16 protein-coding genes are annotated in these 16731 nt (G+C 32.7%); all 16 read left to right on the forward strand.

Features of this window, described 5'->3' with window-relative positions; genetic code table 11:
• The first annotated feature begins 213 nt into the window (after nucleotides 1-213).
• Entirely contained in the window at nucleotides 214-1356 is a 1143-nt protein-coding gene (locus tag MHI13_RS11885; protein WP_002436113.1) for a cysteine desulfurase family protein, read from the forward strand.
• On the forward strand, nucleotides 1356-2474 hold the full coding sequence (gene mnmA / locus MHI13_RS11890; RefSeq protein ID WP_002436098.1) for a tRNA 2-thiouridine(34) synthase MnmA: 1119 nt from the start codon (nucleotides 1356-1358) through the stop codon (nucleotides 2472-2474). The genes MHI13_RS11885 and mnmA overlap by 1 nt, the downstream gene beginning before the upstream one ends.
• 102 nt (nucleotides 2475-2576) lie before the next feature.
• The gene (locus tag MHI13_RS11895; protein ID WP_064210123.1) at nucleotides 2577-3245 is read left to right on the forward strand and encodes a tetratricopeptide repeat protein; all 669 of its coding nucleotides are present in this window, start codon (nucleotides 2577-2579) and stop codon (nucleotides 3243-3245) included.
• A 1-nt stretch (nucleotide 3246) separates the two neighbouring features.
• A complete protein-coding gene (gene recD2 / locus MHI13_RS11900) occupies nucleotides 3247-5697 on the forward strand; it encodes an SF1B family DNA helicase RecD2 (RefSeq protein WP_064210122.1) in 2451 nt (816 codons plus the stop codon).
• Between the two features lie 337 nt (nucleotides 5698-6034).
• Nucleotides 6035-8665 carry an alanine--tRNA ligase gene (gene alaS / locus MHI13_RS11905; RefSeq protein ID WP_002436124.1) on the forward strand — a complete coding sequence of 877 codons (2631 nt, stop codon included), beginning with the start codon at nucleotides 6035-6037 and terminating at the stop codon, nucleotides 8663-8665.
• Nucleotides 8666-8728: 63 nt separating this feature from the next.
• Entirely contained in the window at nucleotides 8729-8989 is a 261-nt protein-coding gene (locus MHI13_RS11910; protein WP_002435994.1) for an IreB family regulatory phosphoprotein, read from the forward strand.
• Nucleotide 8990: 1 nt separating this feature from the next.
• Nucleotides 8991-9419, forward strand: a complete 429-nt coding sequence (gene ruvX, locus MHI13_RS11915; protein WP_002435990.1) for a Holliday junction resolvase RuvX — start codon at nucleotides 8991-8993, stop codon at nucleotides 9417-9419.
• A gap of 13 nt (nucleotides 9420-9432) precedes the next feature.
• Nucleotides 9433-9753 (forward strand): DUF1292 domain-containing protein, encoded by a 321-nt coding sequence (locus MHI13_RS11920; RefSeq protein ID WP_002436074.1) that lies wholly within the window; start codon nucleotides 9433-9435, stop codon nucleotides 9751-9753.
• Between the two features lie 404 nt (nucleotides 9754-10157).
• The gene (locus MHI13_RS11925) at nucleotides 10158-10793 is read left to right on the forward strand and encodes an O-methyltransferase (protein ID WP_002436092.1); all 636 of its coding nucleotides are present in this window, start codon (nucleotides 10158-10160) and stop codon (nucleotides 10791-10793) included.
• 2 nt (nucleotides 10794-10795) lie between these two features.
• Nucleotides 10796-11719, forward strand: coding sequence for a peptidase U32 family protein (locus tag MHI13_RS11930; RefSeq protein ID WP_064210121.1), 924 nt, complete (start codon nucleotides 10796-10798; stop codon nucleotides 11717-11719).
• 19 nt (nucleotides 11720-11738) lie between these two features.
• Nucleotides 11739-13007, forward strand: coding sequence for a peptidase U32 family protein (locus MHI13_RS11935; RefSeq protein ID WP_023350164.1), 1269 nt, complete (start codon nucleotides 11739-11741; stop codon nucleotides 13005-13007).
• Nucleotides 13007-13630, forward strand: a complete 624-nt coding sequence (gene udk, locus MHI13_RS11940) for a uridine kinase (protein ID WP_002436118.1) — start codon at nucleotides 13007-13009, stop codon at nucleotides 13628-13630. The genes MHI13_RS11935 and udk overlap by 1 nt, the downstream gene beginning before the upstream one ends.
• A gap of 27 nt (nucleotides 13631-13657) precedes the next feature.
• On the forward strand, nucleotides 13658-14134 hold the full coding sequence (gene greA, locus MHI13_RS11945; protein ID WP_002435980.1) for a transcription elongation factor GreA: 477 nt from the start codon (nucleotides 13658-13660) through the stop codon (nucleotides 14132-14134).
• Nucleotides 14135-14540: 406 nt separating this feature from the next.
• Nucleotides 14541-15272 (forward strand): 5-oxoprolinase subunit PxpB, encoded by a 732-nt coding sequence (gene pxpB, locus MHI13_RS11950; RefSeq protein ID WP_002470041.1) that lies wholly within the window; start codon nucleotides 14541-14543, stop codon nucleotides 15270-15272.
• A complete protein-coding gene (locus MHI13_RS11955) occupies nucleotides 15262-16266 on the forward strand; it encodes a 5-oxoprolinase subunit C family protein (protein ID WP_002470023.1) in 1005 nt (334 codons plus the stop codon). Before pxpB ends, MHI13_RS11955 begins: the two co-directional genes overlap by 11 nt.
• Nucleotides 16267-16268: 2 nt before the next feature.
• Nucleotides 16269-16724, forward strand: a complete 456-nt coding sequence (locus tag MHI13_RS11960; protein ID WP_002436546.1) for an acetyl-CoA carboxylase biotin carboxyl carrier protein — start codon at nucleotides 16269-16271, stop codon at nucleotides 16722-16724.
• Nucleotides 16725-16731: the final 7 nt, after the last annotated feature.

The following is a 16731-nucleotide window of genomic DNA, read 5'->3' on the forward strand; positions in this document are numbered from 1 at the left end:
GAATATTGAATGCAACATTTATATGCTCATGCATAGAAAGATTTCATCTTTTTGGAAAATGAGTTTCATTAAAGATTAATCATCGAAAAATTACTATTTAAGATGTTAAAATATTATAGAAATAAGAATTCTTTCCATAAACAGAAAGGTAGAAAAAAGCAAGTATTGGTGCTATTATAGGAACATTGATAACATGACGAGGAGTGTCCACACATGGAAGTTTATGCAGATTATGCCGCGACCACACCAGTAAAAACAGAAGTCGTTGATGCAATGATGGAAATCTATAAAGAACATTATGGTAATCCATCTTCTATTCACTCAATAGGTAGAGATGCACGTAAATATTTAGATCAATCACGCCGTAAAGTTGCACAACTATTAGGTGCAAAACCTCATGAAGTGATATTTACAAGTGGTGCTACGGAATCTAATAATACTGCAATCAAAGGATTAGTAAAAGCGAATGAACAATTAGGAAATCATATTATTACTTCTAAAATTGAACATCATTCCGTTTTACATGTATTTGAGCAACTTGAACGAGAAGGCTATGACGTAACATATTTAGATGTAGATGATACTGGAGCGGTTGATTTAGATCAATTACGTGAAACAATCACAGATAAAACAATTCTTGTATCAATTATGTTTGTTAATAATGAAGTTGGTACTGTTCAAAATATGTATGACATTGAGGACATTATTGCTGAAACTAATGCGTTATTCCATGTTGACGCTGTACAAGCTATTGGTCATTTAGAAATTGACTTTCATGATTTCAAAATTGATACTATGAGTGTAACTGGACATAAATTTGGGGGCCCTAAAGGAGCTGGTATACTCTTAGTAAAGGACCATACTCCGCTTGAATTTAATCAGCTAGGTGGGGAACAAGAAACGAAACGTCGAGCTGGTACTGAGAATGTTCCTCAAATAGTTGGACTTACTAAAGCTTTGGAATTAGCAGTTCAACATCGTGACGCAAATAATGTTCATTTAATGAATTTAAAAGAATTATTCTTAGTTAGTTTGCAAGAACGTGCGATCCCGTTCGAACTTAATGGTTCTATGACAGACTCAACAGGTCATATTTTAAATCTTTATTTCCCATTTATTGATGTTGAAACAATGTTAACTTTACTAGACCTTTCTAATGTATACGTATCATCTGGGTCAGCTTGCACAGCAGGTTCTACAACACCGTCACATGTTTTAGCAGCAATGTTTGAAGATGAAGAACGTGCAAAACATTCTGTTAGATTTAGCTTTAATGAACAAATGAACGAACAACAAATTAAATATATAGTAGCCGAAATTCATAAAATTTATCATAAATTTAAGGAGGAATCATAGTGTCAAATAAAGATATACGCGTAGTCGTTGGTATGTCTGGAGGTGTTGATAGTTCAGTAACTGCACACCTATTAAAAGAGCAAGGTTATGACGTTATAGGTATTTTTATGAAGAACTGGGATGACACTGATGAAAATGGTGTATGTACCGCCACAGAAGATTACAATGATGTCATTGCAGTATGTAACCAAATTGGTATACCATATTACGCAGTTAACTTTGAAGAAGAATATTGGGACAAAGTATTTACTTACTTTTTAGATGAATATAAAAAAGGACGCACACCAAATCCTGATGTAATGTGTAATAAAGAAATTAAATTCAAAGCATTCTTAGAGCATGCTTTGAAATTAGGTGCTGACTATGTCGCAACTGGACATTATGCTCGTATACGTCGACATGAGGATGGGCATGTAGAAATGTTACGTGGTGTAGATAATAATAAAGATCAAACTTACTTTTTAAACCAACTATCACAAGAACAACTTTCTAAAGTTATGTTCCCAATTGGTGACATTGAAAAAAGTGAAGTTAGACGAATCGCAGAAGAACAAGATTTAGCTACAGCTAAGAAAAAAGATTCTACAGGAATCTGTTTCATTGGTGAAAGAAACTTCAAGGAATTTTTATCGCAATATTTACCAGCACAATCAGGTGACATGGTAACATTAGATGGTAAAAAAATGGGACAACATAGCGGTTTAATGTATTATACAATAGGACAACGTCATGGCTTAGGAATAGGTGGAGATGGAGATCCATGGTTTGTTGTAGGTAAAAATTTAGATGACAATTTATTATATGTTGAGCAAGGCTTCCATCATGATGCTTTATATAGTGATTACTTAATCGCTTCAGATTTCTCATTTGTTAATGAAAATGAAATTGACTTAGAGCATGGTTTCGAATGTACTGCGAAATTCCGTTATCGTCAGAAAGATACAAAAGTATTCGTTAAAAAAGAGGATGAATCTTCAATTCGTGTAACTTTCGATCAACCTGTACGCGCAATTACTCCTGGACAAGCGGTTGTCTTTTACAATGAAGAAGTCTGCTTAGGTGGAGCTACTATAGATGATGTATACAAAAATGAAGGTCAACTTAGTTACGTAGTTTAAACCGTGAACTTGAATACCGTTAATTCATAAGATGACTATCTTTGGGTTAACGGTTTTTATTTTTTTAACATGTTATAATTATTTAGAAACGAGGTACGAATGATGCATGAACAGAATCAGATTTATCAATATATTAAAGATGGTAAGTTCGAAGATGCTTTAAAAGCGCTTTTCGAAAATATTGAAGAAAATCCTAATGCAGTTGAAAACTACATTAATGCAGGAATTGTGTTATCTGATGCAGGAGAAATAGAAAAAGCCGAGCGTTTCTTCCAAAAAGCGATTACTATTGATCCGTCTAATGGTGCTGTATATTATAATTTAGCGAATGTTTACTATAATCAAGGTCGCTTTAAAGAAGCAATTAAATTATATCAAAAGGCATTAAAAAACAATGTAGCTACTGTAGATTGTAATTATATGATTGGAATGTCATTTAACCAATTAGAAGCTTTTAAAGAAGCATTACCATTCTTGATGACAGCAGCTGAAAAAGACGATAACGATGATGTTGAGATTCAATTTCAATATGGACTTGTCTTATGCCAGCTCGAAATGTTTGAACAAGCCATTAATCAGTTAAATCACGTATTAAAAATTGACCCTAAACATGTAGATGCTATATATAATCTCGGCCTAGCAAGCTATATGAAAAAAGAAGATGTTGATGAAGCTATTGCTTATTTTGAACAAGCAGTTTCTATTGATGAACAGCATTTATTAAGTCAACACGCTTTAAAAACGTTTAAGACGATGAAAGAGGATGAGTAACATGTCTGACCCTACACTTTTTGATAAATCAATGATCAAAGGTACTGTAGATGCTATATTATTTCAAAATAATGATAATTTCTATACAGTTCTTAAAGTTGACACGATTGAAACGAATGAGTCCTTTGATAGCATGCCAACTGTTGTAGGGTTTCTTCCAAATGTAGTTGAAGGAGACGTCTATACGTTTAAAGGGCAAATTGTCGAACACCCACGTTATGGTAAACAATTAGAAGCTGAAACTTTTGAAAAGGAACTTCCACAAACCAAAGATGCAATTATTAGTTATTTATCTAGTGATTTATTTAAAGGAATAGGAAAGAAAACAGCTCAAAATATTGTTAATGCATTAGGCGAGAATGCAATCAATGATATATTAAATAATCCTGAAGTGTTAGAAAAAGTCCCTAGTTTACCTAAGAAAAAGCAAAAGCAGATTGCGGAACAAATAAGTTCGAATCAAGAATCAGAAAAAATAATGATTCGGTTACATGATTTAGGATTTGGTCCTAAACTTTCAATGGCAATTTATCAGTTTTATATGGGAGATACATTGAAAATACTAGACGAAAATCCTTATCAACTCGTTTATGATATTAAAGGAATAGGTTTTAATAAAGCTGATCAATTAGCGCGAAACATTGGTATTGCAGCAGATTCTGAAGAGCGTTTAAAAGCAGGATTGCTTTATACACTTGAAGAAGAATGTATCAAACAAGGACATACATATTTGCCTAATTCATATGTGATTGAATCAACGCAAACTATGCTTAACGATAGCTCTGAAGTTGTTATTTCTACTAAAATGCTAGAGCAAAAGATTGAGCAACTCTCTGAAGAGAAAAAATTGATTCAAAGCGAAGAACAAGTTTCAATTCCAAGTTTGTATTATTCGGAATTAAAGAGTGTTCAAAATCTTTATCGGATTCAAGCTAATAATAAAAAGTTAAAAGAAATCGAACAATCAGATTTACAAATGCATATTGGTGAAATTGAGTCACTAAATCAAGTAAATTATGCAACTTCACAGAAAGAGGCTTTAGAGACGGCAATCAATTCAAAAGTGATGCTTCTTACAGGTGGTCCCGGTACTGGTAAAACTACTGTCATTAAAGGCATCGTAGAGCTTTATGCGGAAATACATGGATTATCATTGGATTATGATGATTACAACGAGGATGATTATCCAGTTGTACTTGCTGCACCAACTGGACGCGCATCTAAAAGACTTCAGGAATCTACTGAATTAGAAGCAATGACAATTCACCGTTTAATAGGTTGGAATCAAGAAACACAACCTGAAGATATTTTAGATAATGAAATTAATGCACGGCTTATCATTATAGATGAAATGTCTATGGTAGATACATGGTTATTTCATCAATTTTTAAGTGCTGTTCCATTAGATGCTCAAATTGTATTTGTAGGAGATGAAGACCAACTCCCTTCAGTTGGACCGGGTCAAGTGTTTAAAGACCTCATTGATTCTAAAAGAATTCCGCGTGTTAATCTTACGGAAGTGTATCGCCAACAAGATGGCTCAAGTATTGTTGATTTAGCACATCGTATGAAAGTAGGCGAACCCATAGATATAACTCAACGTTTTCACGATCGCAGTTTCATTAACTGTACTTCAGACCAAATACCTGATGTAGTAGATAAAGTAGTTAAAAGTGCAGTGAGTAAAGGGTATAATATGAGTGATATTCAAGTCCTTGCTCCTATGTATAAAGGTAATGCAGGAATAAAACGTCTCAATCAAGTATTACAATCTATTTTAAATCCAAAGGAAAAAGATAGTCGTGAAATTGAATTCGGAGATGTTGTATTTCGTAAAGGAGATAAAGTACTTCAGTTGGTCAATAGACCTAATGACAATATATTTAATGGTGATATTGGTGTAATTGTAGGTATATTTTGGGCTAAAGAAAATGCTCTTAATAAAGATGTAATAGTAGTAGATTTTGAAGGAAATGAAATTACCTTTACTCGACAAGATTTACTTGAACTTACTCATGCTTATTGTACATCTATTCATAAATCTCAAGGGTCAGAATTTCCAATTGTTATTATGCCTATAGTTAAACAATACTTTCGTATGTTACAAAGACCTATCCTTTATACGGGTCTGACCCGTGCTAAGCAATCACTTGTTTTACTTGGGGATCCCCAAGCATTTGATATAGGACTGAAGACAAAAGGCCAAGAACGTTTAACTCAGTTGAATCACTTATTAAAATCTTATTTTGGTGATGAGCAAGAAGTTATAGGTAGTTCAGGTCATTCATCTGTAAATAGCACTGAAAAACATGATACTACACAAACTGAAGAAGAGAACGCAACAACTGACGCACCACATAATGACATTGTTCTTAGTGAAACCACTATATTTAAAATTGATCCTATGATTAATATGGGAGAAATGACGCCTTACGATTTTGCCGAGCATTGACATTCGTCATTAAAATAAATAAAATAAACTTAAGTTCACATAAAGATGAGTAAGTAACATGTTGATTTTAGAGATGTACTGGCTGGTGTAAAGTACAATCAATGTTACCGAACGCTACTTTATGTCATAGAGAATACGTAATTTTAAGTGGTAAGAAATTTAATTAAGTTATAAATAGTTTCTTTTATAGCTACTATTATTTTTCTTATAACTAGGGTGGTACCGCGATAACGTTCGTCCCTTTGTGGATGAACGTTTTTTTTTTCGTGTGATTATCATTAAGTTAAAATTCGTATTTCTTTATTAAATACTTATTTCCCAAGGGAGTGTTCTATAGATGAAAAATTTAAAAGCTAGTGAAATTAGACAAAAATATTTAGATTTCTTCGTTGAAAAAGGTCATATGATTGAACCTTCTGCACCACTTGTACCTATTGATGATGATTCATTACTATGGATTAACTCAGGTGTAGCAACACTAAAAAAATACTTTGATGGTCGCGAGACGCCAAGAAAGCCAAGAATTGTAAACTCACAAAAAGCCATTCGTACTAATGATATTGAAAATGTTGGCTTTACAGCGAGACATCATACATTTTTTGAAATGCTTGGAAATTTCTCAATTGGAGATTATTTTAAACAAGAAGCAATTGAATTCGCTTGGGAATTCTTAACTAGTGAGAAATGGATGGGTATGGAACCAGAAAAATTATATGTAACAATTCATCCAGAAGATACGGGTGCTTATAAAATTTGGAATGAAGATATTGGTTTAGATGAAACTCGTATTATTCGAATCGAAGGTAACTTCTGGGATATTGGCGAAGGGCCATCGGGACCTAATACAGAAATTTTCTATGATCGTGGTGACGAATATGGTCAGAATGATCCTGCTGAAGAAATGTACCCTGGCGGAGAAAATGAAAGATATTTAGAAGTATGGAATTTAGTATTTAGTGAATTTAATCATAATAAAGACAATACGTATACACCACTTCCTAATAAAAATATTGATACTGGCATGGGATTAGAGCGTATGGCTTCAATCTCACAAAATGTCAGAACAAATTATGAAACAGATTTATTTATGCCTATTATAAATGAAGTTGAAAATGTTTCAGGAAAGAAATATTTAGAAGTTGAAGAGCAAGACGTAGCATTTAAAGTTATTGCAGATCATATTAGAACCATTGCGTTTGCAATTGCTGATGGTGCATTACCTGCAAATGAAGGGCGTGGATATGTCCTACGTCGTTTATTACGTCGTGCAGTTAGATTTAGTCAATCACTAGGTATTAATGAACCATTTATGTATAAACTTGTGGATATTGTTGCTGAAATTATGGAACCATATTATCCAAATGTCAAAGAAAAAGCCGATTTTATAAAACGAGTGATTAAGTCAGAAGAAGAACGATTCCATGAGACACTCGAGGAAGGCTTATCAATTCTAAATCAGTTAATTGAAAAAGCTAAAAAAGACAATCATGAAATTAAAGGGGAAGATGCATTTAAACTATATGATACTTATGGTTTCCCTGTAGAATTAACCGAAGAATTAGCAACTCAAGAAGGTTTATCAGTTGATATGACTACTTTTGAAAATGAAATGCAACAGCAAAGAGACCGTGCTAGACAAGCACGTCAAAGCTCTCAATCTATGCAAATACAAAGTGAAGTGCTAAAAAATATTACTGATGATAGTACATTTGTTGGATATGAAACAACTGATTACCAATCTATAATCACGCATTTAATATACAATGGTGAAGAAGTCGAGTCAGTGGAAGCTGGAGAGACTGTTTATTTCACACTAAAAGCTACGCCATTTTATGCTGTCAGTGGCGGCCAAGTAGCAGACGAAGGTACAATTGGAAATGATAAATTTGAAATTGCAGTATCTGAAGTGACGAAAGCACCAAATGGTCAGAATCTACACAAAGGTATTGTGCAATATGGACAAGCTACAGTTGGAGCAGAAGTGGATGCTAGTGTTAATAAAGAAGACCGTCGTGCAATTCAAAAGAATCATAGTGCTACGCATTTATTACATGCTGCTTTAAAAGAAGTATTAGGTGATCACGTAAACCAAGCAGGTTCATTAGTAGAAGCAGATCGATTACGTTTTGACTTCTCGCACTTCGGCCCAATGACGCAAGAAGAATTAGATCAAGTTGAACGAAGAGTGAATGAAGAAATATGGAGAGGCATTGATGTTCGTATTCAAGAAATGGGTATAGATGAAGCCAAATCTATGGGGGCAATGGCTCTCTTCGGTGAAAAATATGGTGATATTGTTCGAGTAGTAAATATGGCTCCATTTTCTATCGAATTATGTGGCGGTATTCATGTAAGTAATACTGCAGAAATTGGTTTATTTAAAATTGTAAGTGAATCTGGTACTGGTGCAGGAGTTAGACGTATCGAAGCGTTAACAGGAAAATCTGCTTTCCTTTATCTCGAAGATATTCAGTCTAAATTTAATACCATTAAAAATCATGTTAAAGTCAAATCAGATGAACAAGTAGTTGGTAAAGTAACTCAGTTACAAGAAGAAGAAAAATCATTACTTAAACAATTAGAACAACGTAACAAAGAAATCACCTCTCTTAAAATGGGAAATGTTGAAGACCAAGTTGAAGTTATCAATGACTTGAAAGTATTAGCAACTGAAGTTGAAGTTCCAAACGCTAAAGCGATACGCTCAACGATGGATGATTTTAAATCTAAGTTACAAGACACGATTATTGTGTTAGCAAGTAATGTTGATGGTAAAGTTTCCATAATAGCTACTGTTCCTAAATCACTTACAGATCAAGTTAAAGCAGGAGACATTATAAAAAACATGGCACCTATCGTAGGTGGTAAAGGCGGTGGTCGTCCGGATATGGCTCAAGGTGGCGGCACACAACCTGAAAACATAACAGAAGCATTACACTTCATTAAAGATTACATTAAAAATCTATAACTTAATTTCATAATATTGTAGAATTAACTTGAATAATAATATGCATTAAAAGGAGTGTCACATATGGAAAACTTTGATAAAACGATGAAATTTGACTATGAAGAGATTCCAAAAGAAGATGTCAAATCAGTACTTAACAATGTGCACCGTACATTAGAAGAAAGAGGATATAACGCAGTAAATCAAATTGTAGGTTATTTACTCTCTGGTGATCCTGCCTATATTCCTCGCCAAAATGAAGCGAGAAATCAAATTCGTCATATTGATAGAGATGTGATTATGGAAGAACTTGTTTCTTATTATTTAAAAGAGTCTGACCATTAAAATGTTACAACATAAAATTATAGGTTTAGACGTAGGAAGCAAAACTGTTGGCATTGCTATAAGTGACCTAATGGGATGGACTGCCCAAGGTTTAGACACACTCCGTATCAACGAAGAACAAAACGAATTAGGCATAGAAGAATTAGTCGATATTATTAAAAAAAATCAAGTCGGTACTGTAGTTATAGGATTACCTAAAAATATGAACAATTCTATTGGATTTCGAGGAGAGGCTTCGTTACAATACAAAGAGAAACTTCAAGAAGCCTTGCCTTCCATAGAAATTATAATGTGGGATGAGCGATTAAGTACGATGGCTGCTGAACGTTCATTACTAGAAGCAGATGTTTCTAGGCAAAAGAGAAAGAAAGTTATAGATAAAATGGCAGCTGTGTTTATATTACAAGGCTATTTAGACTCTATCCAATAAAGGAGATATAAAAATGACAGAACATAACCACGAACAAAATCATGAATCAGATTTAAGCATTAATAACGAAGAAGAATTATTAACTTTATTCGATGAAGACGGCAATGAAGTTTTATATCGTAAAATGTTAGAATTTTACCATCCTGAATTCAAAAAGGAATATGTTGTATTAGCCGAAGAAGGTGCTCAATCTGATGAAGATGATATGATTGAACTCGTACCTATGATTAATGAACCTGATGAATCTGGAGATGGTGGTAAATTAGTACCTATCGAAACAGATGAAGAATGGGATATGATTGAAGAGGTTGTAAATACTGAGATTAATGAATAGTATCTCATTATTAATATGTAAGCTTTAATTGTTTAAAACTCATAGCTCTAAGATGTAAGTTTTTAGTATACATCTTAGAGCTTTTTTGATTAAAAATGAGTTAATTTATTGTTATTTAATCGAGTTAGTAATATCGAAATTAAAAACTCAAACTATAATTACTTTAATAACATACTAAAATAAATTGAATCACATATTTCGCACTTATATTTATTAATAATTTATGGTAAAATATGTAAAGTTAATTTCTATGAAACGATCATTCACTTCTAATATGAAAGAAATAGAAGCACCATTATAGAAATCAGTCATTTATATTGATTAAAATGATAATCAATTTTGGACTGATTTATTTTATGTCTACAAATCTTTTTAGTTTTTATAATAAAGGAAGTTATTTCAAAATGGATTTGAACCAAAACTATTTAACTCAATTACATCAAAAGTTAGATACAAACATAGAGAATTTAAGACCTTATGCAGAAGACAATCAAGTTCCTATTGTAGATAAATTAACTTTAGATATGATTAAACAATTAATAAGAATGAATCATACCAAAAACATTCTAGAAATTGGTACTGCTATTGGCTATAGTTCAATGCAATTTTCTTCAGTAGCAAATGATATACATGTAACTACCATTGAACGTAACGAAGATATGATTGCTTTGGCGCGAAATTATTTTCAAGAATATGGTTACAATGAACAAATAAGATTGATTGAAGGTAATGCGCTAGAAACATACCAACAAGTCAATGATAGAGAATATGATATGATATTTATCGATGCAGCCAAAGCCCAATCCAAAAAGTTCTTTGAGTTATATACGCCTCTTTTAAGAAAAGGTGGGATTGTAGTAACTGACAATGTCTTATACCACGGTTTTGTATCGAATATAGACATTGTGAGATCTAGAAATGTTCGTCAAATGGTTAAAAAGGTACAACAATATAACCAGTGGTTAATGGAGCAATCAGGGTATACAACTAACTTTTTAAATATAGATGATGGTATAGCAATATCAATTAAAGGAGAATGACTATGGTTGAATTATTAGTTACTCCTAAGTCAATAACTCATATGGAAACACTAATAGAAAAAGGTGCAGATGCATTTGTTATTGGTGAACAAAAATTTGGTTTAAGACTTCCAGGAGAATTTAATCGTGAAATGATGAAAGAAGCTGTTGAAATAGCACATAGAAACAATAAAAAAGTTTATGCTGCGGTCAATGGTTTGTTTCATAATTATCATTTAGATGCTTTAGAAGATTACATACATTTTTTACATCAAATTCAAGTGGATCGAATTATTTTCGGTGATCCAGCAGTAGTAATGTTTGTTAAAAAACAATCAAATCCTATCCCTTTACATTGGGATGCTGGAGCATTAGTAACAAATTATTTCCAATGTAATTATTGGGGGAAAAAGGGTGCATCAAGAGCTGTTTTAGCTAAAGAGCTTAGCTTAGAAGAGATGATTAATATTAAAAAGAATGCTAATGTTGAAATCGAAGTTCAAGTACATGGAATGACATGCATGTTTCAATCGAAACGAATGTTGTTAGGTAATTACTATACATTCCAAGACAGACAAATGAAGATTGAGCGCAATAATGCACAACAAGATTTACTTTTATATGATGAAGAACGCGATAACAAATATCCAGTTTTTGAAGATTATAATGGAACGCATATTATGTCTCCGAATGATATTTGTTTAATCGAGGAATTAGAACCATTTTTTGAAGCGGGAATTGACGCATTCAAAATCGATGGCGTTCTACAATCAGAAGACTATATCAATGTAGTAACAGAGCAATATAGAGAAGCAATTGACTTATTTAATGAAGACCCTGAAGCATATGATGATGAAAAATTCATGTTAGTCGATCCTATAGAGGAAATTCAACCTGAACATCGTCCATTCGATGAAGGTTTCTTATATAAACAAACGGTTTACTAAGGGAGGCTTATCATTAATAATGAAAACTCTAGAAGAAGTTCAATCAAGTTCGAAACCAAAAATGAAAAAGCCAGAATTACTTGCTCCAGCAGGAAATTTAGAGAAACTTAAAATAGCTGTACATTATGGCGCTGATGCAGTATTTTTAGGTGGTCAAGAGTATGGTTTACGTTCAAATGCAGATAATTTTACTATGGATGAAATTGCTGAAGGCGTAGAATTTGCAAATCGTTATGGTGCTAAAATCTACGTTACAACAAATATTATTGCACATGATGAAAATATGGATGGATTAGAGGACTATCTACGTCAATTAGATAAAACAGGCGCAACTGGAATTATTGTAGCAGATCCATTAATCATAGAAACATGCAAAGAGGTCGCACCAAGACTTGAAATTCATTTATCTACTCAGCAATCTCTTTCAAATTATAAAGCTGTTGAATTTTGGAAAGAAGAAGGTTTAGACCGTGTTGTGTTAGCACGTGAGACAGGCGCTATGGAAATGAAAGAAATGAAGGAAAAAGTTGATATTGAAATTGAAGCTTTTATTCATGGTGCAATGTGTATAGCATATTCAGGACGTTGTACATTAAGTAATCATATGACAGCTCGTGATTCAAACCGTGGAGGTTGTTGTCAAAGTTGCCGTTGGGACTATGATTTACTTCAAGTAGATAATGATGGAGAACTTGATTTATTTTATGAAGATGGAGATGTTACACCGTTTGCAATGAGTCCAAAAGATTTAAAATTAATTGAATCTATACCACAAATGATGGAATTAGGAATCGACTCTTTAAAAATTGAGGGTAGGATGAAATCTATTCATTATATTGCAACAGTCGTATCAGTTTATCGAAAAGTCATAGACGCTTATGCTATGGATCCTGAGAATTTTAAGATTAAACCTGAATGGCTCAAAGAACTGGATAAATGCGCAAATCGTGATACAGCGCCAGCTTTCTTCCAAGGGACACCTGGATATGAAGAGCAAATGTTTGGAGAAGAACAATCTAAGAAATCAGCTTACGATTTTTGCGGACTAGTACTCGACTATGATGAACAAACGCAACTTGCTACCATACAACAGCGAAACCATTTCAAACCAGGACAAGAAATTGAATTCTTTGGTCCTGAAATTGATAGTTTCAGGCAAATTGTTGATGCTATTTATGATGAGGAAGGTAATAGTTTAGATGCCGCACGTCATCCACTGCAAATTGTTCAAATTAAAGTCGACAAACCTATTTATGCTAATAACATGATGAGAAAGGAAATCGGCTAATGAATCAAACGACAATTATTGGTATTGCTGGTGGCTCTGGTTCAGGTAAAACCACTGTTACTAATGAAATTATGAAGAATCTTGAAGGCCACAGTGTTGCACTTTTAGCTCAAGATTACTATTATAAAGACCAGTCTCATTTAACTTTTGAAGAAAGACTTGAGACAAATTATGATCATCCATTCGCATTCGATAATGATTTACTTATACAAAATCTAAAAGATTTAAGAAATGGTGTGGCCATCGAAGTTCCTACTTATGATTATTCGAAACATACTCGTAGTGATGAAACGATTGCATTTGAACCAAAAGATGTTATTATCGTAGAAGGTATCTTTGCTTTAGAAAATAAAACTTTACGAGATATGATGGATGTAAAAATTTATGTTGATACAGATGCAGATTTAAGAATTTTACGTAGACTTACACGTGATACTCAAGAACGTGGACGTTCTATGGAGTCTGTAATTAATCAATATTTAAATGTAGTCAGACCAATGCATGAACAATTTATTGAACCAACAAAAAAACATGCAGATATAATCATACCTGAAGGTGGCAGTAATAAGGTCGCAATTGATATTATGACTACGAAGATTCAATCACTCGTTAGCAAAAAATAGTAACTTATAGTAAAGGAAGATGACATTATGGAAAACCAAAAACAATACCCAATGACTCAAGAAGGTTATGAACAACTTGAGCAAGAATTAGAAGAATTAAAAACGGTTAAAAGACCAGAAGTTGTTGAAAAAATTAAAGTAGCTCGTTCTTTTGGTGACTTATCAGAGAACTCTGAGTACGATGCAGCAAAAGATGAACAAGGATTTATCGAACAAGATATTCAACGTATTGAACATATGATTAGAAATGCGCTTATCATTGAAGATAATGGTGATAATAACGTTGTTCAAATTGGTAAAACAGTCACTTTTGTTGAATTACCAGGTGATGAAGAAGAAAGTTATCAAATAGTAGGTTCTGCTGAAGCTGACGCATTCAAAGGAAAAATTTCAAATGAATCTCCTATGGCAAATGCTTTAATAGGTAAAGGATTAAATGACGAAGTTCGTGTTCCTCTTCCTAACGGCGGAGAAATGAACGTTAAAATCGTTGATATCAAATAATTAATTATTTTATTTTAAAATTGCTAGTACTAATGAATTCTAGTATTAAGTCCGAGTCATATTTTATGACTTGGACTTTTTTATGTTATTATTATAGAAATTTTAGCTTTAAAGAAACATTACACCATTAAATGTAGTTCTTAATAGATGAGTAGGATAAAATCCTTTTGTTATTCATCATTTTTATCATGACAAAAAATAATATGTATGATTAAATAAATATTAGCGATTTTTTGAAATAGAAATGCTATATTTTTTGAAAGACCTTAATTTCTATATATCAAATTATTAGTAATTATCACTAACAATTTGAATTAATTATTAAACAAACATTTTATTGCAATGATACAATTAAATAGTTACAGCAAATAAATCCTTAAAAATTTAAAGGGGAGGGATTTTAAAGTTGGAAACTCAAATTATAAATGAACAAACTGTGATGATTTATTTTGATAATGAAATTAGTGAAAGCACTTACCAACTCGTTCAATCAACAGTACAATACATAAAGAAACAGAATCATTCAGAGATAACAGAAATCATTCCATCTTATAGAGCAATTCTAATATACTTCGATAATAAGAGGATAGAAGGAAATGAATTGTTAGAAAATTTAGAACTTAACCGCTTACAAAACGAGTCAGATGCTAGAACTCGAAATAAGCGTATTATTCAAATTCCTGTTTTATATGGTGAGGAATATGGACCTGACTTGGCTGAAGTTGCAGAACATAATCATTTAACTAAAGAAGAAGTCAAACAGATTCACACTCGTCAGCCATACCTTATTTATATGTTAGGCTTTATGCCAGGATTTCCTTATTTAGGGGGGCTTGACGAACGTTTACATACACCAAGACGTTCTGAGCCAAGACTTAAGATTGAGGCTGGTTCTGTTGGAATAGCCAATAATCAAACGGGATTATATCCAATGGACTCTCCAGGAGGGTGGCAAATTATTGGTCGTACACCTCTTAAGGTTTTTGATCTCAATCGAACTCCGATGACAATGTATGAAGCTGGAGATTATATTCAGTTTTATGAGATTGATCAACATGAATATAACAATATATCTGAGGAAATTGAAAATGGAAAATTTGATATAGATAAGTGGGTGACAAATAAAGATGAGTATTAGAATTTTACAACCTGGCTTATTTTCAACAATCCAAGACGAAGGACGTATAGGTTATCAAGATTTAGGATTTTCCGGAGCTGGTGCTTTAGACTTTTATAGTTTTAAAATGGCTCAAAAATTAATTGGTAATGATGGACCTGCGATTGAATACACTGTTATTGGCCCTAAAGTACAGTTTCTTAAAGAAAATACTTTTGCATTTATCGGTGGAACATCCAATGCAAAATTAAACGGTAATTCCATTGATTCACAAGTAGTATATAAAGTACAGACTAACGATGTATTAGAAATCGGTCAGGTTACTGAAGGTGCGAGAGGATATCTTGTGTTTGGTCATCCGTTAAAAATAGAAAGGATTGCAGAGAGTTATTCTACTCATACTAGAAGTGGACTTGGTGGTTTTGAAGGACGAGCGCTTAAAAAGCATGACATTATACCTACTCAAAGTAATGCATCTTATAATGAGAATTTAGGTAAAGCAACCGACTATAAACCATTAGTAGAGGATAATACTATTCATGTTATTAAAGGTCCTCAATTTAGTTCATTTTCAGAGGAAGCAGTAGATACATTTATCAATTCTGAATTTAAGGTTTCAGATCAGTCGGATCGTATGGGTTACAGATTAGTTGGTCCATCCGTTTCACCTTTGAAAACGGCTGACATTATTTCTGAACCTGTAGCTTTAGGAAGCATCCAAGTTCCTAATGACGGAAACCCAATTATTCTTTTAAATGATAAACAAACTGTAGGTGGTTATACTAAAATTGCTACAGTTACTCAATTAGATTTAAAAAAATTAGCGCAACTTAAACCGGGAGAAACTATTCGATTTGAATGGATATCTACAGAAGAAGCGTTTAAACAATTAATAGAATTTGAAAATGATTTTGATCAAAAATTAAAAAACGTGTCAGAACAACCATTATTTAATTTAAGCAATGTAAGAAACACTTCTAAGAAATTAGCATCACTAATTAAGGAGGACAAATAATAATGAATCTTGAAAGAATAGAAGAAATTATAAATTTAGTAAAATCAAATGATGTAAAAAAGTTTAAATATAAAGACTTTGAGAATGAAATTGAACTTGATTTCACAGAGGGTAATTCATCACAAGGTTTATCTCAAACTGCAAATGTACAATCAAATAAAATGACACAAACTAATAATGAAACTCAAGATACTAACAACCAAACGCAAGATTCTAGTGATGACAAAGAAATTAAATCTTCTATGGTTGGTACGTTTTTCTTACAAGATAGTAAAGAATTAACGGATCCCCAAATTAAAGTTGGTGATCAAGTTAAAGAAGGAGATATCATTGGTTACATAGAAGCAATGAAGGTAATGAACGAAATCACTAGTGACGTGAGTGGTGAGGTTACTGAAATTGTTGTAGAACATGGTACTAATGTTGAATATGATCAAGTATTAGTCAAAGTGAAGTAAGGGGGAA

This window comes from Staphylococcus sp. FSL K6-0223, assembly GCF_038008285.1.